17 protein-coding genes and 1 riboswitch are annotated in these 18939 nt (G+C 69.8%); of the genes, 7 read left to right on the forward strand and 10 right to left on the reverse strand.

The genetic code is table 11. From position 1 onward, the window contains the following. Positions 1 to 296: 296 nt before the first annotated feature. The 6 genes from ACFQ91_RS14215 to ACFQ91_RS14240 form a co-directional block, all read right to left on the reverse strand. Positions 297 to 2033 carry a thiamine pyrophosphate-dependent enzyme gene (locus tag ACFQ91_RS14215; protein WP_232623808.1) on the reverse strand — a complete coding sequence of 579 codons (1737 nt, stop codon included), beginning with the start codon at positions 2031 to 2033 and terminating at the stop codon, positions 297 to 299. 118 nt (positions 2034 to 2151) lie between these two features. After that, a riboswitch (SAM riboswitch) is annotated at positions 2152 to 2262 on the forward strand. A 543-nt stretch (positions 2263 to 2805) separates the two neighbouring features. After that, positions 2806 to 3471, reverse strand: a complete 666-nt coding sequence (locus ACFQ91_RS14220) for a metal-dependent transcriptional regulator (RefSeq protein ID WP_198500340.1) — start codon at positions 3469 to 3471, stop codon at positions 2806 to 2808. Between the two features lie 4 nt (positions 3472 to 3475). Then, on the reverse strand, positions 3476 to 4426 hold the full coding sequence (locus ACFQ91_RS14225; RefSeq protein ID WP_211978325.1) for a sucrase ferredoxin: 951 nt from the start codon (positions 4424 to 4426) through the stop codon (positions 3476 to 3478). A 20-nt stretch (positions 4427 to 4446) separates the two neighbouring features. After that, complete coding sequence (locus tag ACFQ91_RS14230; RefSeq protein WP_211978326.1) at positions 4447 to 5655, reverse strand: cupin domain-containing protein; 1209 nt, start codon at positions 5653 to 5655, stop codon at positions 4447 to 4449. Next, on the reverse strand, positions 5652 to 5903 hold the full coding sequence (locus ACFQ91_RS14235) for a BatC protein (protein ID WP_211978327.1): 252 nt from the start codon (positions 5901 to 5903) through the stop codon (positions 5652 to 5654). Before ACFQ91_RS14235 ends, ACFQ91_RS14230 begins: the two co-directional genes overlap by 4 nt. Before the next feature lie 225 nt (positions 5904 to 6128). Further along, positions 6129 to 6791: a hypothetical protein gene (locus ACFQ91_RS14240; protein WP_211978328.1), complete on the reverse strand. Its 663-nt coding sequence runs from the start codon at positions 6789 to 6791 to the stop codon at positions 6129 to 6131. Positions 6792 to 6923: 132 nt separating this feature from the next. Between ACFQ91_RS14240 and ACFQ91_RS14245 the strand changes: the two genes are divergently transcribed. After that, positions 6924 to 8444, forward strand: a complete 1521-nt coding sequence (locus tag ACFQ91_RS14245; RefSeq protein WP_211978329.1) for a lipase maturation factor family protein — start codon at positions 6924 to 6926, stop codon at positions 8442 to 8444. A gap of 86 nt (positions 8445 to 8530) precedes the next feature. On the opposite strand, the gene ACFQ91_RS14250 is transcribed toward ACFQ91_RS14245, so the two are convergent. Further along, complete coding sequence (locus tag ACFQ91_RS14250; RefSeq protein ID WP_249120941.1) at positions 8531 to 9796, reverse strand: Nramp family divalent metal transporter; 1266 nt, start codon at positions 9794 to 9796, stop codon at positions 8531 to 8533. 115 nt (positions 9797 to 9911) lie between these two features. Between ACFQ91_RS14250 and ACFQ91_RS14255 the strand changes: the two genes are divergently transcribed. The 5 genes from ACFQ91_RS14255 to ACFQ91_RS14275 all read left to right on the forward strand — a co-directional run bounded on the left by ACFQ91_RS14255 (position 9912) and on the right by ACFQ91_RS14275 (position 13981). Next, positions 9912 to 10550 (forward strand): TetR/AcrR family transcriptional regulator, encoded by a 639-nt coding sequence (locus tag ACFQ91_RS14255; protein WP_211978331.1) that lies wholly within the window; start codon positions 9912 to 9914, stop codon positions 10548 to 10550. Next, positions 10547 to 10906 (forward strand): DoxX family protein, encoded by a 360-nt coding sequence (locus ACFQ91_RS14260; RefSeq protein ID WP_211978332.1) that lies wholly within the window; start codon positions 10547 to 10549, stop codon positions 10904 to 10906. Before ACFQ91_RS14255 ends, ACFQ91_RS14260 begins: the two co-directional genes overlap by 4 nt. 125 nt (positions 10907 to 11031) lie before the next feature. Further along, entirely contained in the window at positions 11032 to 11847 is an 816-nt protein-coding gene (locus ACFQ91_RS14265) for a class I SAM-dependent methyltransferase (protein ID WP_198500331.1), read from the forward strand. Between the two features lie 69 nt (positions 11848 to 11916). Continuing rightward, positions 11917 to 12426 (forward strand): hypothetical protein, encoded by a 510-nt coding sequence (locus ACFQ91_RS14270; RefSeq protein WP_198500330.1) that lies wholly within the window; start codon positions 11917 to 11919, stop codon positions 12424 to 12426. Positions 12427 to 12595: 169 nt separating this feature from the next. After that, a complete protein-coding gene (locus ACFQ91_RS14275) occupies positions 12596 to 13981 on the forward strand; it encodes a uracil-xanthine permease family protein (RefSeq protein WP_198500329.1) in 1386 nt (461 codons plus the stop codon). A gap of 28 nt (positions 13982 to 14009) precedes the next feature. Here ACFQ91_RS14275 and ACFQ91_RS14280 read toward each other — a convergent pair whose 3' ends face one another. From ACFQ91_RS14280 to ACFQ91_RS14290, 3 genes are all read right to left on the reverse strand, one after another. Then, positions 14010 to 15071, reverse strand: a complete 1062-nt coding sequence (locus tag ACFQ91_RS14280; protein WP_198500328.1) for a LacI family DNA-binding transcriptional regulator — start codon at positions 15069 to 15071, stop codon at positions 14010 to 14012. A gap of 67 nt (positions 15072 to 15138) precedes the next feature. Further along, positions 15139 to 15849 (reverse strand): sulfite exporter TauE/SafE family protein, encoded by a 711-nt coding sequence (locus ACFQ91_RS14285; protein WP_198500327.1) that lies wholly within the window; start codon positions 15847 to 15849, stop codon positions 15139 to 15141. After that, complete coding sequence (locus ACFQ91_RS14290; RefSeq protein ID WP_198500326.1) at positions 15846 to 17297, reverse strand: amidohydrolase family protein; 1452 nt, start codon at positions 17295 to 17297, stop codon at positions 15846 to 15848. Before ACFQ91_RS14290 ends, ACFQ91_RS14285 begins: the two co-directional genes overlap by 4 nt. A gap of 159 nt (positions 17298 to 17456) precedes the next feature. Between ACFQ91_RS14290 and ACFQ91_RS14295 the strand changes: the two genes are divergently transcribed. Then, positions 17457 to 18905, forward strand: a complete 1449-nt coding sequence (locus ACFQ91_RS14295) for a deoxyribodipyrimidine photo-lyase (RefSeq protein ID WP_198500325.1) — start codon at positions 17457 to 17459, stop codon at positions 18903 to 18905. The last annotated feature ends 34 nt before the right edge of the window (positions 18906 to 18939 follow it).

Consider the following 18939-nt stretch of genomic DNA (forward strand, 5'->3'; position numbering starts at 1 on the left):
TCCCTCGCCGAGGCGGTCGCGGAGTCCGCCCCGATCACCGGATCCCAGCCGGTGATCACCGGGGAGATGCCCATTGTCGGCGCCGAGGCGCCGGCTCGGCTCGAGGCTCCGATCCCCGGTGCCGACAACTCGGCGAAGAGCCATGACAAGGCTCATCTCCAGGCCGAGCGCGGCTACATGCCCCAGCACGGCAAGAGGTCCCAGCCGCAGCCGCGCTGGAACCTGCCGCGCCGCCAGGGGTGAGCCGACCCTGCGGGTCCATCCGGATCGGGTGGACCCGCAGGGCTGTTCCGCCCTCACAGCAGCCTGATGTTGTCCTTCGCCTCGTCCCACAGCTCGGGGATCTCCCCGCGGAGGGCCCGCTTGAAGACGCTGAGAGTGAACTTGCCGACGAGGTCAGCGTTGATGGTCGACGGCAGGGCGAGCGCGCGCTTGTCGACGACGACATCGACGACGACCGGTCCGTCCTTGTGGGCGAGCGCCTCGGCGATCTGGTCGCGCAGGCGCGCGGGGTCCTCGCAGCGGATGCCCTTGACGCCGAATCCCTCGGCGATCGCCGCATAGTTCGCGGCCGGGAACTCGGTGCCCCAGGGTCGGAACCCGGCCTCCTGCTGTTCGATGTTGACGAAGTCGAGCTCCTCGTTGTTGAGGATGACGTGGACGATCGGCGACCTGTGCTGGCGCTCGGTGAGCAGGTCGCCGAGGCCGAGCATCGAGAACCCGCCGTCCCCGCAGAGGGCGACGACCTGCCGTCCGGGCAGCGCCTTGGTCGCCCCGAACGCATACGGCGAGGCGTCGGCCATCGACGCCCATGAGTACGACCCGAACTGGAACCGATCACCGCCGAAGCTCATCTGGTGGGCGACCCAGATCACCGAGGTGCCGGTGTCGGCGGTGACGATCGCATCGTCGTCGAGGAGGTCGTCGAGCACGGACGCGAGGTATTCGGGTCGGATCGGCGAGCGCTTCTCGCCCCCGTCGACGTAGTGGCGCAGGCGCTTCCGCCAGCTCTCGGTGACGTGCTGTGCGGTGCGGAGGAACTCGTCGTTTCGCTTCGGCTCGATGAGCGGGAGGAGCTTCTCGAGGAAGACGCCGACGTCGGCGGGGATCGCCAGCTCGAGTGCCACTCGACGACCCAGGTGGGAGGGGGTGTTGTCGACCTGGACGATCGCCGCGTGACCGCGGTCGAGGAAGTCGGGGAACGGGAAGTCGGCCCCGAGCATGAGCATGACATCGGCGTGCTTGATGCAGTCGGCCGCCGCCCCGTATCCGAGCAGGCCGGTCATGCCGACGGCGTTGGGATTGTCGGCCTCGAGCCAGTTCTTGCCCTTGAGCGTGAAGCCGACGGGCGCCTTGGCCTTGTCGGAGAGCTGCTTGACGAGGTCGACGGCCCCGGCCGTGCCGTTGCCGCCGAAGAGGAAGACCCGGTCGTGGCCGTTGATGAGATCGGCGACGGCCTGGACGTCCTCGTCGTGCGGGGTGAGGACAGAACCGCGGGAAGAGGCGTAGACCGCGGGCTCTGCGAGCGGCGACTTCGCATGGGCGACGTCACCGGGCAGGGCGATGACCGTGGGACCGTGCTCCTCGGTGGCGACGGTGATCGCCTGCTGGAAGACCGCGCGCGCCTGGGTCGGGTTGACGACGCGACCGGTGTAGAGCGAGGCCGTGCGGAACAGGTCGTACGGACTGACCTCCTCGATCGCCTCGGTGTCGATGATGTTCGTCTCGACGTCACCGGCGATCGCGATGACCGGGGCCATCTCATGGAAGGCGTCGAGCAGGCCGTTGAGGAGGTGGGTGACACCGGGGCCTGCCGTGCCGCAGACGACGACGGGACCGTCACTGAGCTGGGCGTCCGCCGAGGCGGCGAACGTGCCCCACTCCTCGTGTCGGACGTGGATGAACTCGATCTCCGGGTGTCGGGCGAGTGCATCGATCGTCGGATTGAGTGCGTCCCCGACGATTCCGTAGCATCGCTTCACGCCGGCCTGGATGAGCATGTGCCATAGGTCGTCAGCCACTGTTCGCGCCATGATCTGTCCCTCACTTTCGACGTTGTCTTCGAGCCTAGTCCTGATTTTCGAACTTCTGAAGAGGGTTGTCGGTGAGTGACCTGACCGTGACAGTGGGGTGGGATAGCATCGGTATCACGTTCGCGAGCTGTGGCCAACGGTACCTGGCCGGCCACACGGCAACCCGTCATCGACCGGGTGCCCCAGGGGAAGAACGGGCCCGCGCCGCACGGCAGGGCAAGACTCGATCCGGGTGGCCCGTCACCCGAGAAAGGCCGCACAATGCTGCCAGAACGCCATGACATGTGGACCGACTTCTCCCCGCAGGACGCTCTGCACTGGTGCCGAGTCCTCATTCGCCATTCGCCTGATCCTCGTCCGGCGGGGATCAAAGCGGTGATGTGGACGACTCTCGAAGAGGGTCGACCCCTGGGAGTTCCCGCGTGGGTGACAGTTGCGACCGCCGCTCGAGACGACGGATTCACGCCGGTCCTCTACGAATCGCTGTTCCGAACCTTCACATCGATCGAGGCCAGCGCGTTCACGTCGCACCCGCACCGTCGCCAGGTCACGCACCCACGATCTTTGCCGGGCACTCCGTATGAGTCAGTGCTGTGGCAGCCGTGGCCGCGGCTCGTCCTCGACGAAGAGTTCTCTCCGCGGGATGCCACGACTCTGTGTCTGCTCTATGGGGAGCGGCTGTTCCCTCACCGCAGGGGCTGATCGCCGCCATACCTTCCGCAGTGCCTCGGCGCCGTCTTCGAGTACGTGCCGGAATCCTGAGGGGGCGCGCTCAGGCCAGATACACCGCCGAGGCGGCGGCTGCGTCGATGACGGAGGTGCCGGCGGCGCCGATGACGGCGATCTCGACCGTCCCGCCCGCGGCCGCGCGTCTGACGACGACGGTCGAGCCGGGGCGCACGCGCGCCTCGGCGAGGGTCGCGAGCACCTCGGGGTCGGCGTCGGAGACCCGCAGGACCTCGTACGACCCGGGGACCGCCTCGGCGAGGAGAAGCGAGGAGTCATGGCACTGCACAGCCCCATCGGATCCCGGGATCGGATCGCCGTGGGGGTCCGCGGTGGGGTGGCCGAGGAACGCATCGATCCGGTCGATGAGCAGGTCCGATGCCGCATGCTCGAGCGCCTCCGCCTCATCGTGGACCTCGTCCCAGCTGTAGCCGAGCGACTCGACGAGGAACGTCTCGATGAGTCGGTGCCGGCGCACCATCGCCACCGCGATCTCCTCCCCCGCCGCCGTCAGCTCCGGTGGCCGGTAGGGCACCCGGTTGACGAGGCCGAGGTCGTCGAGGCGCTTGAGCACCTCGGTGACGTTGGCCTTCGTCGTCCCGAAGCGCTGCGCGAGCTCGGTCGCGGTCATCGGATCCCCGCCCCATTCGCGTGCCGACCAGATCGCCTTGAGATAGTCCTGGCTGACCTCCGACACTTCCCCTGCGCGCATGTCGTCAGCGTAGCGGATCGCCGGGACGCATCCCGACCACGGTGAAGACGTTGGCGACGGCGCGTTCGACGCCGCGGCACGTGAGGAAGTGCGGGTCCGACCGGGACACCGTGATGTCGACGTCGACGTTCGCCGAGGCGGTCCGCCGATCGATGACCCGCACCGTCCACACCCCGTCGGCCGAGTCGACGCCGCCGATCCCGTAGGCGAAGCGTCCGGCCGGGCCCCGTTCCTTGAGCACCGCGGCGACGGCGACCTGTTCGAGCGAGTTGAGATCCGTGTAGCCGCGCAGGTGGAAGCCGTCGATCTCATCGGCGAGGTGCCCGGCGATGACGTCGACCGCGGTGTCCTCATCGAGATCCCCGTAGTAGACGCCGTCGGGCACGACGAGGATGTTCGCCGCGAACCGATCCCCGCCGACGTGGGTGCACTCCCACACGAGATCCGGCCACCGCTCTGCGAGCACGGCGGCCACGGGTCGCCCACGCACCGCACAGCAGACATCGTGCTGCCCATGGGCGCAGACGAGGACGACCGGCGGCAGCAATCCCGTCTCGGACTGTGAGGTCTCGGACTGCAAGGTCTCGGACTGCGCGGCACAGGCCTCGAGTGCCTCGACGATCGCGAGGAGGTCGGAGTCGTCCTCCCACTCTCCCCACATCTGGTGGAGGCGGCCGGGACCCTCGAGGTGCATGACACCCCAGACACCCGGCCCACCGCGGGTGCGCCGTCCGGGTCGGCGGATGAGGAGGATGCGGGCGCGCAGGGACTGTGCGGCATAGAAGACCTCGGACCGCACGCGCCAGTCGATGTCGAGGCCCTCGAAGCCGTTGATCGGCCAGCCGCCTCGGTGTTCGATGAGCACCCAGTACGTCCCCCGCGGGGCCGTGCCCACGATGCTGTCGCCGCGGTCACGGGCGGCGTTCGAGCAGCGGAAGCCCCGGACCTCGCTCATCGTCACCTCAACCCCAGTGCTCAGCCGAGCGCGGGCACGAGCGCACCGGCAGCGAGCAGCCGCTCCGCCAACGGCCGACCGATGTCGGCGACCGACGCCGGATCGCCGTCGAGGAGGGTGCGGACGACGGGCAGCTCGGCGTCGCTGAAGTCGAACCAGCCGATCCGGGTGCGCAGGCGGTTCCCCTCGAGGGTGGCATCGAGGCCGGCGCGCAGCGTGAGCGGCGACGCGTCGTCGAGGTCTCGCATCGCCGCATGCTGGGCGAGGGGACCCAGGGGCGCGGGGCGGGCCTGCGACCGACTGATCCGGTCGATGCTCGGACCGGGGTCAGCCGCGGTGAGCGCGGAGACCATTGCCTGGCGGATCGCCTCGAGGACCTCGGGGCTCGGGTGGCTCTCCCCGAGCGGCAGACTCGCCCGCATCGCGGGATCGTCCTGGAGCTGGGCGAGCGCCGCCTGCGCGAGCTGTTCGGCGACCCCGTACCGCGTCCAGTTGTGGATGCCGAGGGTGAGGTGGATGGAGACCTCGCCCTGGGCGGTGGCGGCATGGAGCCAGCCGCGCGGCAGGTAGAGGGCGTCACCGGGTTCGAGCACGGCGTCGATGACCGGGTCGGTCTGCGCCGCCCGGCCCACGGCCTCGCGTCGGTCGGTCCACGGCTGGTCGCGCAGCGGCGCATCGAAGACGGGCGCGTGGATGACCCACCGTTTGGTGCCCTCGATCTGGAGGACGAAGACGTCGTGGACGTCGTAGTGGTCGTCGAAGCCCTGGTTCTGCGGCGGGGTGATGTAGGCGTTCGCCTGGACCGGGTTGCCGAGTTCGCGGCTGAGCGCGCTCGAGAACTCGCCGATGGGCTCCCATGTGCGCTGCAGAGCCTGGAGGACGAGGGTCGCTCCGGCATGGAACTGCTTCCACAGCTTCGTGTCGTCGAGCTGGTCGCCGATCGTCGCGCCGACCCCGGCCGGGGAGGTGAAGGACGCCGTCGGCAGGGTCGCGCCGTCCTTGGCGACGCGCAGGAACGGGGAGCGCAGGCCGCGGGCGGAGATGAGCTCGTCGACGGCGCGGGAGGAGAAGAGGTCGGAGAAGTCGGAGACTCCGCGACTGAGCAGCGCCCGCCTGCCCCAGTAGTCCTTGGCGAAGGTCTCGCGCGAGCAGTCGATGAGCCGGGATTCCAGCACCCCGGCGCCTGCAGCGGCGTCGGGGTGCTGGACCTCAGTGGTGGGACTGCTCAAGACCGGTCGGCTCCACCGTCGGCACCGCCGTCGTGGACACCGGGTTCACCCGAGGCTCCGCCGTCGGCCGGACCTTCGGCACCGCCGTCGGCGCCACCGTCCTGGACACCCGGGGTGCCCGAGGCTCCGCCGTCGGCCGGACCCTCGGCGCCACCGTCAGCACCGCCGTCGTGAACGCCAGGCGTGCCCGCGGCACCGCCGTCGGCCGGGCCTTCGGTTTCGTTGGGATCGAAGTTGGATTCCGTCATGATTCCTCCTTGATATCGCATGGCATCGGCGGCACCCGATCGGCACTGAGATCTGGCCGGGAGCGGGCCAGCGTCGTCCCCGGTTGGGACGAGCCGCCTTGCTGACAGGCTACGTGTCAAACCCGCCGTTGTGAACAGGGCGGACAAGGATTTCCGCCGAGTTCACCCAGCCCGGTCCGATGCCGTCTCCGCAGCGCCGAGGCAGTCCGCGCAGCACGAAGACAGTCACCGTCCGGCGAGCTCCTGCGCCTTCTTCTCGATCTCCGGCTCACCGGCGGCGCTGAGGTCGATGACGCCTGCGGCGATGATGTGCTCGTGCAGCGGCTCGTGCCGGTGGGCGAGGAACTTCTCGAAGTCGTCGGCGGCGTTCGAGGTTCCCGTGCCGTGGCCGAGGAGGACGAAGTCGCGTCCCGCCGCGGCCTTGTCGATCTCGGTGACGAGGTCGTCGAAGAACCGGTCGAGGTCCTGCTTGTCGTCACGACCGGTCTTCTTCTCCACCGTGCGCATGTGGTGGCCGCGGGAGTCCGGGTTCTTCTCGTGCTCGTGCTGGTCGACCTCGACATCATGGGCGCTCAGGTCGAAGTCGTAGAAGCGCGCGTCCTCGTCGGTGAGCGTGACGACGAACAGGTGCCCCTCGCCCTCGGTCGATTCGTGGGCGGCGAAGAGGTGACGGGCGCGTTCGACGTCCTCGATGCTCACGAGCCCGTCGTGCTGACGGCGGAAGACGACACGGTGGCCGTTCATGTTCACCGCCAGGCGGTCACCCGACTCCTGCTCGACCCGATCGGCATAGTTCTCCCACATCGTGATGAAGTGCTTCCACTCGATGTCGCGCGGAGCGGGATGGCCGAGGATGGACTCCTTGGTCTTCTGGGGATGATCGCTCATGATGCCTCCTGGGGTGTGATGAGCGCGGGGATCGCGCCTCAGCCCCGACAATAGCCGCTTTTCGCTGTTGCCCCCATCCCCGATTCGCGCGATAGTCGACTGCAAGGGCACCTGCGAGGCGAGGAGGATCCCGTGGACGTCACCGCTCTGCTTCCCCTGCTCGACGCGGGCGACTACACGATCGCCCGCGAGATCCTCCAACGCGGCTTCGCGGTCCTCTTCCTCATCGCCTTCGTCAACGCCTGGAACCAGTTTCCGCCCCTCCTCGGCGAGCACGGCCTCCTCCCCGCGCCGCGCTTCATCGCCCTGACGACGGCACGGCAGGCCCCGAGCCTCTTCCGCTGGAGACGCACTCCGTACTCCGATCGCAACCTCCGCATCGTCTGCGCCGTCGGCATCGTCCTCGCCCTCACCGTCATCGTCGGCCTCCCCCAGGCCGGTCCCGCGTGGGCACCGATTCCCGTGTTCCTCATGATGTGGTGGCTCTACTTCTCGATCTCGGCAATCGGGCAGCGCTTCTACGGCTTCGGCTGGGAGAGCCTGCTCCTCGAGGCGGGGTTCTTCGTCGGGTTCCTCGGCTCCCACGCGGTCGCCCCGCCCCTGCTCATGATCCTCCTGCTGCGGTGGTTCACCGTCCGCGTCGAGTTCGGCGCCGGGATGATCAAGATGCGCGGGGACAGTTCGTGGCGCGACCTCACGGCGATGAACTACCACCATCAGACGCAGCCGATGCCCGGTCCGCTCAGCCGCAGCGCCCACCTCAAACCGACATGGTGGCACAAGGGAGAGACGCTCGGCAGCCACATCGTCCAGCTCATCGCCCCGTGGCTGCTCTTCCTCCCCCAGCCCATCGCCTCGTTCGCCGCGACCGCGATCATCATCACCCAGCTCGCGCTCGTCATCACCGGCAACTACGCGTGGCTCAACTGGGCGACGATCCTGCTCGCGTGCGCGGGCATCAGCGACTCCTTCCTCCGCTGGATCATCGGCGGGCCGTGGCCGGAGTGGGGCATCGACGCCGCCGTCAGCACGATCGCCGAGGCGGCCGGCAGTTCCGCTGCCTACCCGCCGTCCCCGCTGTGGTGGGTGCTCCTCACCACCGCGTTCGTCATCTGGCAGGCCATCCTCAACATCCCGGCGCTGCGCAACCTCTTCTCGCCGCGGCAGCTGATGAACGCGCACTTCAACCGCTGGGGACTCGGCAACGCGTACGGGGCGTTCGGGTCGATGTCGGAGACCCGCCACGAGATCGCCATCGAAGGCACGCTCGACCCCTCGGGCACACACGGGTGGAAGGAATACGTCTTCAAGGGCAAGCCCGGTGACGTCACCCGGCGCGGACCCATCGTCGCGCCCTATCATCTGCGGCTCGACTGGCTCATGTGGTTCGCCGCCCTCGGCGACTACCGGGATTCCTGGTTCCTCGTGCTCCTCGAACGCCTCGCGACCGGAGATCCGCTCATCCGTCGGCTGCTCGGCCCCGACCCGTTCGACGGGGAGGCTCCCGCCCTCATCCGCGCCCGGATGTTCACCTACCGGTATGCGACACGGGAAGAGCGGCGCGCGGCGCGGGCGGCGGGCGAGCCCGTGCCGTGGTGGGTCCGCTCCGACCCGGTGACGATCGTCCGGCCCGTATCGCTGCGCGACCGCTGACTCCCCGCGGGGTCGCTGACTCCCTGCGGGGCCGCCAATGTACCTCCGCCGAGGCGGGCCTCAGGTGCGGTGCCCGGCTCCTCGACCTAGTCGATGCCGGCGACGAGGAGGGCGATGAGGACGACGTTGAGGACGATGATGAGGCTCGCGGCGGCGAGCGCGGCGACCGTGATCGCCCGCCCGTTGGCGAACTCGCCCATGACCGTGCGCATCCTCGTCAGCCGCACGAGCGGGACCATCGCGAAGGGGATCCCGAGGCTGAGGACGACCTGGCTGAGCACGAGCGCCCACGTCGGGTCGACGCCGATCGCGAGGACGGCGAGGGCCGGGAGCATCGTCACCGCCCGCTGCCACACGATCGGCACGTCGATGCGCAGGAGACCCTGCATGATCGAGGCCCCCGCATAGGATCCGACCGCTGAGGAGGCGAGCCCGGAGGCGAGCAGGCCGATGCCGAAGAGGAGGCCGACGACCTCGCCGAGGTTGGCCGTGACGACCGCATGCGCCCCTTCGATCGTGTCGGTGCCCGACTCCCCGCGCAGCGCCGCCGCGGCGAGCAGGAGCATCGCGATGTTGACGGAGCCGGCGACGACGAGGGAGAGCGCGACATCCCACCGGTTCGCCCGCAGCAGTCGCGGAATCTCCGCCCGCGGCACCATCCCGTGCCGGTCGACGGCGAGGGCGGAGTGGAGGTAGATCGCGTGCGGCATCACCGTGGCCCCGAGCATCGAGGCGGCGAGCACGAGCGAGTTCGTGCCCTCGAGCTGCGGGACGAGGCCTCCGGCGGCCTGCCCCCAGTCGACGTCGCCGACGACGAGTCCGGCGAGGAAGCCGATCGCGATGATCGCGAGGAAGCCGATGATGACGAACTCGAAGGGACGCTGCCCGCGTGTCGACTGGATGGAGAGGAGGACGAGGGAGACGACGCCGACGATGACCCCGCCGAGGAGGAGGGGCACGTCGAAGAGGATCTTCAGGGCGATGGCACCGCCGACCACCTCGGCGAGATCGGTGGCGACCGCGACGATCTCCGCCTGCCCCCAGTACGCGAGCCGTGACCTCCGGCCGAGGCGATCGCCGAGGAGGGCCGGCAGCGACCGCCCGGAGACGAGTCCGAGCTTCGCGGACAGGTACTGGACGAGGACGGCGATGAGGTTCGCGGCGACGAGCACCCAGACGAGGAGGTAGCCGTACTGCGCGCCGGCCGTGAGGTTGGCCGCGACATTGCCGGGATCGACATAGGCGACGGCGGCGACGAAGGCAGGACCGAGGAGGAGCACGAGCGACGAGCGGGGCCGCGCCCGTGGGGTCGTGGGGCTCGCAGTGTGAGCCGACGGAGAGGTCCTGCGCATAAAGTTAAGGTACATTAACTTTCATCGGCCGGCAACACGGACGGTCGGCAGCATCGTCACCGAGCATTCACCTCGGCGCCTTGGCACCCGCGCACAGGCGGCGTATCGTGGAGCCATGTCCAGTGAACGTGTTCACTCAAATTCTCCGCGCGCCGCGGAATCCCCGCGCTCACTCCAGCGCCGACGGACCGAGGACCGGATCGTCACGGCCGCCGCCGAGCTCTTCCTCGCCGCGGGATACCGGGCGACGACCATCCGCAGGGTCGCCGAGGCTGCCGGGGTGTCCGTGGGCCGGGTGATGGCGGTCGGGGACAAGGACGCTCTCCTCATCGCGTGCTACGACCGGTGGATCGGGCAGCTCCAGGACGGCACCTCGGAGGTCCCGGCGACGATCGCGCGCACGGGCACCGCCTCGGCGGTGCAGGACCATCTGCTCGGGATCTTCCTGCCGTTCCTCGAGTTCTTCGCCGCCCATGAGGACCTCTCCCGGGACTATGCGGCCGCGCTCATCCGCATCCACGGTCGACCGCAGGTCTTCGACGGCCTCGCCCGGGATCTGCAGGCGGCCCTGCGGGACAACCTCGTGTCGATCGGGATCAGTGAGGACAATGCTCGGGCGAGCGCCGCGGCCCTCTACGACTCCTACATGGGCGTGATCTTCCGCTGGGCGGCCAGCGACATGAGCGCCGCCGACGCGGTCACAGCGCTGTCGGACATCATCGCCTTCCACACCCGCTTCCGGAGGACGCCGTGACGCTGCTGCCCGATCCGTGGTGGCCGGTCGCGGTCATCGCCGTCATCGTGGCCGGCGATGCGGCGATGACGTTCCGCCCGCCGGCGTTCATCGCCGCCTGCCTCGACGGGGTGGGCCTGCCGCGGGACTGGTGGTGGGTGCTCGCCGTCGTCAAGGTCACCGCCGTCGCCGGTCTCATCGCCGGTTTCTGGATTCCCGGGGTCGGACTCGCCGCGATGGCCGGGCTCGTCGTCTACTTCCTCACCGCAGCAGGCGCCCACCTCCGAGCCGGTTACACGGGCCGGGACTTCTGGCTCAACTGCCTGGGCATGCTCGCCCTCACCGTCCTCGTCCTCATCGGGTGCTTCCTCGTGTGAGCTCGCCGCCCGCGGAACTGTCGTGACGACCGTGAACCGATTGCAACATTGCGGTGCTTCGGATCGCACGACGACTCGGCTAGGCTCGAAGTGACGGCCGCCACGCCAGACGAAGGAGTGTGGAAATGCCCGAATTCGCCGACAGCAGCCGCGCTCGCGCCGAATCCCCGGCCGAACGCCATTCCCGGTGGACCTGGATCCACGAGACCGCCGCCATGACCGGGTGGAACTTCACCGCCCTCGAGGGCCGCCTCGTCGCCGACGATCCCCCGTGGGACTTCGACACGATGTGCCTCGAGGCCTGGGACGACGCGAGCACCGTCCTCGACATGGGCACGGGAGGCGGCGAGCGCCTCATCGCCCTCGTCAAACGCTTCCGCGGCCGCCACCCCGGGACCGCGCCCGACCTCTCGATCGTCGCCACCGAGGGCTGGGCGCCGAACGTGCCGGTGGCCGCCGCCGCGCTCGAGCCCTTCGGGATCGAGGTCAGCGACTACGACAGCGGCGACGGCGAGCCGCTGCCGTGGCCCGATGCCTCCTTCGACGTCGTGATGAACCGGCACGAGAGCTATGACATCGCCGAGGTGGCCCGTGTCCTCTCCCCCGGCGGACTCTTCCTCACCCAGCAGGTCGACGGCACCGAGGCGATCGAGTTCCGCAACTGGTTCGGCGGGGAGCCCGAGCATCCGGAGATCCAGCTCGAACCGTGCGTCGACGCCGTCGAGGAGCAGGGGCTGCGCGTCGAGGCGGCCCGCCGCTGGCAGGGGACGATGCGCTTCACCGATGTCGAGGCCGTCATCGAGTACCTCGCGTACGTGCCGTGGGACGTGCCCGACTTCGTCGTCGGCGACCACCTCGGCGGTCTGGAGCGCCTCGCCGCCGAGCGCCGCCCGATCGAGGTGACGCAGAAGCGCTTCCTCATCGCCGCGATCAAGGAGTGAGGATATCCCGACCCCACCCATTGGGAAGCCGTCTGGGCCCCGGGATCGCGGTTCCGTAGCGTCGGGGACATGACCTCGCCGAACTTCTCGTTTCCGCAGCCCACCGATGACGAATTGGCCGCGCAGATGCCGGCCGCACCCTCCGCCCTCCGCACGTCGTCTGCCCCAGTGCCCGGCCCTGTCAACCCAGTGCCCGGCCCTGTCGACCCAGTGCCCGGGTCCGCCCCGGTGGGTGCGCCGTCGCCGCGGCTCGGGAAGTGGGCGCTCGGACTCACCGTCGGCGCTGCGGCACTCTCCCTCATCGCCTCGATGATCCTCGGGGCCACCGCGGGGCCCGCCGAAGCCGCGAACGGACGCTACTTCTCCGACGCACCGGCGTGGCTGACGGTGCTCGGCACGACCCTCTTCGCCCTCCAGGGCCTGTGCACGCTGGCCGGGCTCAGCGGCCTCGTCATGGGAATCATCGCGACCGCCGCCGACCGCGGCCGCACGCAGGGCATCATCGCCACGGCCGTCGCGATCTTCGCCCCCGTCATCTCCTTCGCGCTCTTCCTCATCCTCAGCTTCGCCCTCCTGTGAGCCGGCGGGCGGACGTCCGCCTGAAGAATTCTCCTTGACAGTTCTCCGCTGCCCGTGCACGATTGAACAAATCGATTTGGCCGCAGCAGTGAACAGGCCACTCGTGCGCCTCGGCGCTGGACGCGATGGGCTTCGACGACGAAGCCACGAGCGAAGGAGAACTGATTCGATGTCCGCCGACACCACTGCCTCAGAGATCCACCCCGTCGACAGGCTGCGCCCGGTGCACAGCCTCCTGCCGTTCGCGATCCAGCATGTGCTCGTCATGGTCGCCACACCGATCTCCTCGGTGTTCCTCATCGCCTCAGCGCTGTCGCTGCCGGCGGGGACCACCTCGGCGATCCTCTCCGCGGTCTTCGTCTTCTCCGGACTCGGCTCGATCCTCCAGTCCGTGGGCGTCTGGAAGATCGGGGTGCGCCTGCCCTTCGTCATGCTTCCCGGCGGGGCCGCGACGATCCTCTTCATCACCATCAGCCAGGACACCGACCCCTCCACCGCCGTCGGCGCCGTCCTCATCACCGGCGTCTTCTACATCGTCGCCGTGACGCTCTTCGTCAAACTCCTCAAATTCTTCCCTCCGCTGGTCATCGGGATCATGGTCGTCGTCATCGGCATCAACCTCATCCAGGTCACCGGCGGACTCATGGTCGGCGAACCCGGCAGCGACTCGTTCGGCGACCCGCGCAACCTCTTCCTCGGCTTCATCACGATCCTCATCACCGTGCTCGCCTTCCGCTTCCTCCGCGGCATGGCCGGCCGGCTCTCGATCGCCATCGGCCTCGTCGGCGGGACCGTCGTCGGCGGGTTCATGGGAATGACGACGTTCGGGAGCCAGCTCGACGGTCCTGTCGTCGCCGTGCCCACGCTCTTCCCCTTCGGTCCTCCGACCTTCGACCTCATCGCGGCGATCCCCATGCTCCTGTGGGCGCTGGCCTCGATGGCCGAGGCCACCGGACAGACGATCATCAACGGCGAGATCGTCGAGAAGAAGGTCGAGCCGAGCCGCGACGTCCCCCGCCTCATCCGCGCCGATGGCCTCGTCACACTCGCCGGCGGCCTCTTCGGCACTCCGACGATGGTCACCAGCGGCGAGAACGTCGGCATCGTCCGCGCCTCCGGGGTCCGCAGCCGCTACGTCACCGCGTTCGCCGGCATCCTCCTCATCCTCATCGGCCTCAGCCCGCTCGCCCGCATCCTCAACGGGATCCCGCCGGCCGTCGTCGGCGGCACCGCCGTCGTCGTCTTCGCGATCATCGCGGTGCTCGGCATCCAGATGCTCGCCCGGGTCGACTTCACTCAGACCGGCAGCCTCATCACCGCGACCGTCGGTCTCGCCGCGGGACTGCTGCCCGTCCTCATCCCCGGCATGTACTCCCAGTTCCCGCCGAACGTCGCCTCACTGCTCGGCAGCGGCGTGGCGATGGCCGCCTTCGTCTCCGTCCTCCTCAATCTCCTCTTCCATCACACGGGCAAGCGCAATCGCCATCCCAAGGCGCGCACCCCCATTGACGACCCGAGCGCGCTCGAACAGCGACCGGGCGACTATCGGATCTGATTCCTGCGCCGAGGCGGCTGACCGGCCTTCATGCCCCGCCGGCGCTCATCCCGCCGGCCGTCGAGGCCCGCGGGATGAGGGTCGGTGCCGGCGGCTCCGCCGTGGCAGGCTCGCTCGCCTCCTCGGGTTCGGCGTCGAGGACGGACAGCAGCGACTCCACGGCACTCTGAGCGACGGCATCGAGTCCGAGATGCACCGCAGTGAGGGGCGGCGTGCTCGTGCGTGCCCGCAGACCGTCATAGCGCGTGGCGATGAGCAGGTCGCTGCCGACCCGGCGTCCCGCCTCGGCGGCCGCCCGCACCGCTCCGGCGGCGAATGTGTCGATGGGCACGAGCAGGGCATCGATGCGCGGATGGTCGGCCAGCACCTCGGCGGCGGCCCGGGCTCCGCCGTCCTCGCCGTCGGCCTCATCCGCCTCGGCGATGATCGGGGTGAAGCCGTGGGCGGCCGCCGCGGAGAGATAGACGTCGCGGGCGGCGACCTGCGCCCCGCGATCGCTCGTGCCGACGATGAGCGCAGGCGCCTGCGCCCCTTGGGCGATGAGGTGATCGATGAGCAGCGTCGCGGTCTGCGTGTGATGCAGATCGACCGAGGCGCGTGCCTGGGGGCTGTCGACCGCTTCCGGTCCGTCGATCGTGACGAAGGGGATGCCGCGAGCGGTCAGCGCCGCGGCGATCGGATCGTCGGCCTCCGGTTCGAGGAGGATCGCTCCGTCGATGTCGAGCCGGTCGACGGGGCTGTCGCCGTCCGCCGGTGGGGCGAGCACGAAGACATAGCCGCTGAGCAGGGCCGTGCGGGCGCAGCTCATCGCGAGTTCGGTGAAGAAGCCGAGCTGGGAGGGCCCAGCCGACACGGCTGCGGGCATCGACGAGAGGAGGGCCACCGCGCGAGACCGGCCTTTGCGCAGGCCCTGGGCGCGCACGCTCGGACGGTAGTCGAGGGCCTCTGCGACGGCCCGGACCCGCTCGCGGGTCTGCGGGTTGACCTTCCCGAGGCCGTTGAGCGCATGGGAGACGGTCGTCCGGGAGACGCCGGCCTCACGGGCCACATCGGCGATCGTGGCGCGGGGCCGCCGGGTGGGTGCTGACATGGGTTCAGCGTACTGGACGGGGTCGCGCAGCCCGGAGCGGATGGTCCCGGCCGAGCGCCGTCGGCTCTCACGCCTGGATGATGACGATGGCACCGGAGATGATCGCGAAGCCGAGGACCATGTAGCGCAGCACCGGGCCGTCGAGGCGATGGTGGACGTAGCGGCTGATGAACGAGCCGATGGCGAGGAAGGGCAGCATGATGAGCGTCGTCTGCAGCGTGGCGCCCGTGACCTGACCGCTGATGGCGAGGACGACGAGGGAGATGACCTCGCCGACGAGGAAGCACACAGCCACCGTCGACCGCAGCTCCGGACCGGGACTGTGCTGGTAGGCCAGAGCATACGGCGGTCCGCCGACGCCGGTCGAGGTCTCGGTGACCCCGGTGACGAGGCCGACGGAGGCCAGCACCGTGCGGTTGGGGGTGAACTTCGGAGCGAGGAGGGCGATGACGGCGGCGACGAGGGTCGACCAGCCGATGAGCAGCGAGAGCTGCTGGAGGTTGACGATGAGGAGGATCCACAATCCCGCGAAGGTCCCGGCGAAGCGCCCCACGCTGATCCACTTGACGCCGTGCCAGTCGATGGCGCTGCGCTCGCGCGCGGCGACGTAGAGATTCAAGGGGATCATGAGGACGAGGAGCATGACGGGGATGAGGCTCGGGTCGATGAAGCTGACGACCGGGGCGACGATCATCGCGAACCCCATGCCCGTCGAGCCCTGCACGAACGCCGAGACGAGGACGGTGCCCGCGATGATGCCGAGGGCGAGGAGCGTCACTGTGCGACCTCGACAGGGTGCGCGGTGGCCCGCGCCGCGTCGGCGGCATGCTCTCTCACCCACGCAGCGCGATGGTCGGCCGAGAGCGGGTCGACGCGGGTGATCGGCGAGGTCTCGACGACCCGCTGGGCGATCTCCCGCACCCGTCCGAGCAGAGCACGTCCGTCCCAGTCGACCGGCCATCCGCGCTCGAGGCGCAGACGACCGCCGACGATGACAGCCTCGATCTGGTCGCGATTGCCCAGGCGCACGAGCTCCCACGGCAGGTCCCACGAGGGCGCGAACTCCGGCGTCTCGAGGTCGACGACGAGGAGGTCCGCGTAGGCCCCCGGGGTGATCTCGCCGACTCGCCCGGCGAGGCCCACGGCGTCGGCTCCCCCGCGCAGGCCCAGCTCGAGCCAGGTCCACCCGCCGCCGGTCGATGAATCTCCCGCGGCGAGGCCGGCGGTCAGGCGCTGGGCTGTCTCGGCGGCGTCGAGGAGGCGGAAGGCATCGGAGCGGGTGCCGTCCGTGCCGAGCCCCAGCCGGGCCCCGAGTTCGTGGAGGAGGAGGGCGGGCGCCACGGCATTGCCCTTCCACGAGCTCGCCACCGGGTTGTAGGCGATCGCCGCGCCGGTGTCGGCGAGCAGGCGGATCTCTCGCGGAGTCAGGAGCGTCGCATGGGCGGCGAGGAGCTGCGGACCGAGCACGCCGAGGCGCGCGAGACGTTCCAGCGGTCGCTCGCCACCGGCGACGAGGGAGCGCTCGACTGCCGCCAGGTGCTCGTTGAGGTGGGTCTGGAGGACGGCGCCGGCCTCACCGGCGAGCCCCGCCAAGGCGATGAGCGCCTCATCGGAGGCGACCTCGGGGATCGAGACCGCCAGGGACGGGTGGACGAGCTCTATCGACTCCCAGCGACTCAGATGGTGGGCAGCCGCTGCCGTCACCTCGGGCACGGACGCGGTGCGCACCCCGCCGCCGAGGTCGTTGCCGATGAGTCCCAGCACGCAGCGCATCCCGACCTCGACGGTCGCCTCGGCGATCGCTCCGACGTCGGCGGCGGCCCGGGTTCCGGCGTCGACGACCGTGGTGAAGCCGCCGCGCAGGGACTCCCATGCGGCCAACCGGGTGGCGACGTCGAGGGCCTCGGCATCCATCTGCCCCTCCATCGGCACCCACACGCGGGAGAAGATCTCCGAGGGTTCGCCGAAGACGAGGGATTTGCCGAAGGACTGCGAGAGGTGATGGTGTGCATCGACGAAGCCGGGCATGAGGAGGCGGCCGGGAAGCTCGATCCGCCGAGCCGTGCGACCGGCGGCGGTCGCTGCGAGCTCGGCGGTCGGACCGGCCGCGGCGATGAGGCCGTTCTCGATGAGCACGGCGTGATCCCGCTGCGGTCCGGTCGGCAGCAGCAGCTGTTCGGGGACGAGGAGCGTCGCAGTGTCGTCGAGGGTGCGCAGGGGATTCATATCGTCCTTCGGGCTCTGGCGGTCCGACCCGCAGCATCGCGGGATCTCGGGGTGCCGTACGATCGTGGCCAAATCGATTTGGTTCATTCAATTGTAGGCCTCCGAATCGCGTCGGTCAACGGCACTCACCATGACGGTGACAGTGCAATAATCCCTGTCATGGCCTCCCACCCTCTCACCCTCGTCTGGTTCCGCGATGATCTGCGCGTCGCCGACCACGAAGCGCTCACCGCCGCCCGTGAAGCCGGCGACGTCGTGGCGATCTGGATCCGCGAGACCCGGGATGCCGAGGGCCGCGGGCCGCGGCCGCTCGGGGCGGCAGCGCGCTGGTGGGCCCATGAATCCCTCCGGGTCCTCGAGGGGGAACTCGAGTCGCTCGGCATCCCGCTGCTCCTCGCCGCGGGGAATGCCGCCGACATCATTCCCGACGTCGCCGAGGGCCTCGGGTCGACGACGGTGCGCTGGTCACGCCGGTACGCCCCGGCCTCCCGCGCCCTCGACGAGGTCGTCGCCGGGACGCTGAGCGCTCGCGGCATCGCGGCGGAGGGCTCGCGTGGCGCCCTCCTCGTCGAACCGTGGGAGGTCACGCCGTCCTCGGCGAGTGAGCACTACAAGGTCTTCACCCCGTTCTGGAACGCCGCCCGGGAGATCCCCGTCGACCCGCCGCTGCCGGTCATCGAGGCGCAGTCGCCGAGCGCTGCGACCGCCGAGCGTCTCGCCCGCGTCCGGCAGGACAGTCCCCACCTCCTCACCGGCGTCGCCGACCTTCGCCTGCTCGACGCCGTGGCCGGTGATCCGGCCTCCGGCGACCAGGACGGGTTTCCGTGGTGGACGGACACCGTGGCCGCCCACTGGACACCGGGGGTCGTCGCTGCCGCGGAGGCGCTCGACCGCCTCGGCGAGCGCATCGACGGCTACGCCGAGGACCGGGACGTCCCCGGTGATCCTCAGGGGACGTCGGCGCTGTCGCCGCGCCTGCGCTTCGGTGAGGTCTCGCCGCGGCAGCTCCTCACCGCCGTCGCGGACCTCACCGATGTCGGGGCGGCGGATCGGCAGGCGTGGGTGCGGCAGCTGTACTGGCGGGAGTTCGCGTGGCACCTCACCCACCATGTGCCCGACCTCGACTGGCGGCCGATGCGGCCGGAGTTCGCGCACTTCCCCTACGAGGACGATGACGAGGCGCTGCACGCATGGCAGGCGGGCCGGACGGGGATCGCCCTCGTCGACGCGGGGATGCGGCAGCTGTGGGAGACCGGGTGGATGCACAACCGGGTCCGGATGGTCACGGCGAGCCTGCTGACGAAGAACCTGCTGCTGGCCTGGCAGTCCGGGGAACAGTGGTTCTGGGACACCCTCGTCGACGCCGATGAGGCGAACAATCCCGTGTCCTGGCAGTGGGTCGCCGGGTGCGGTGCCGACGCCTCCCCCTTCTTCCGGGTCTTCAATCCCGAACGGCAGCGGATCCGCTTCGACCCCGACGGGGTGTACGTGAGGCGATGGCTCGGTGCGTCGGGGGACGCGGGCGACCCGCTCGTCGACCTCGGCGAGTCCCGTCATGCCGCGCTCGCCGCCTACGATGCGATGAAGAGCGCGACCGCGGAGGACTGAGCCCACTCCCGCCGGGTGCCGGCGATGGTGCCGC

Source organism: Brevibacterium sp. NPDC056726, assembly GCF_042790515.1.
Classification (GTDB): domain Bacteria; phylum Actinomycetota; class Actinomycetes; order Actinomycetales; family Brevibacteriaceae; genus Brevibacterium; species Brevibacterium sanguinis.

What these genes read in the sequence shown, in the direction of transcription:
- ACFQ91_RS14215 (WP_232623808.1), bottom strand. Translation starts at nt 2,033, where the DNA reads ATGGCGCGAACAGTGGCTGACGACCTATGGCACATGCTCATCCAGGCC.
- ACFQ91_RS14220 (WP_198500340.1), bottom strand. Translation starts at nt 3,471, where the DNA reads ATGCGCGCAGGGGAAGTGTCGGAGGTCAGCCAGGACTATCTCAAGGCG.
- ACFQ91_RS14225 (WP_211978325.1), bottom strand. Translation starts at nt 4,426, where the DNA reads ATGAGCGAGGTCCGGGGCTTCCGCTGCTCGAACGCCGCCCGTGACCGC.
- ACFQ91_RS14235 (WP_211978327.1), bottom strand. Translation starts at nt 5,903, where the DNA reads ATGACGGAATCCAACTTCGATCCCAACGAAACCGAAGGCCCGGCCGAC.
- ACFQ91_RS14240 (WP_211978328.1), bottom strand. Translation starts at nt 6,791, where the DNA reads ATGAGCGATCATCCCCAGAAGACCAAGGAGTCCATCCTCGGCCATCCC.
- ACFQ91_RS14250 (WP_249120941.1), bottom strand. Translation starts at nt 9,796, where the DNA reads ATGCGCAGGACCTCTCCGTCGGCTCACACTGCGAGCCCCACGACCCCA.
- ACFQ91_RS14255 (WP_211978331.1), top strand. Translation starts at nt 9,912, where the DNA reads ATGTCCAGTGAACGTGTTCACTCAAATTCTCCGCGCGCCGCGGAATCC.
- ACFQ91_RS14265 (WP_198500331.1), top strand. Translation starts at nt 11,032, where the DNA reads ATGCCCGAATTCGCCGACAGCAGCCGCGCTCGCGCCGAATCCCCGGCC.
- ACFQ91_RS14270 (WP_198500330.1), top strand. Translation starts at nt 11,917, where the DNA reads ATGACCTCGCCGAACTTCTCGTTTCCGCAGCCCACCGATGACGAATTG.
- ACFQ91_RS14275 (WP_198500329.1), top strand. Translation starts at nt 12,596, where the DNA reads ATGTCCGCCGACACCACTGCCTCAGAGATCCACCCCGTCGACAGGCTG.
- ACFQ91_RS14280 (WP_198500328.1), bottom strand. Translation starts at nt 15,071, where the DNA reads ATGTCAGCACCCACCCGGCGGCCCCGCGCCACGATCGCCGATGTGGCC.
- ACFQ91_RS14290 (WP_198500326.1), bottom strand. Translation starts at nt 17,297, where the DNA reads ATGAATCCCCTGCGCACCCTCGACGACACTGCGACGCTCCTCGTCCCC.
- ACFQ91_RS14295 (WP_198500325.1), top strand. Translation starts at nt 17,457, where the DNA reads ATGGCCTCCCACCCTCTCACCCTCGTCTGGTTCCGCGATGATCTGCGC.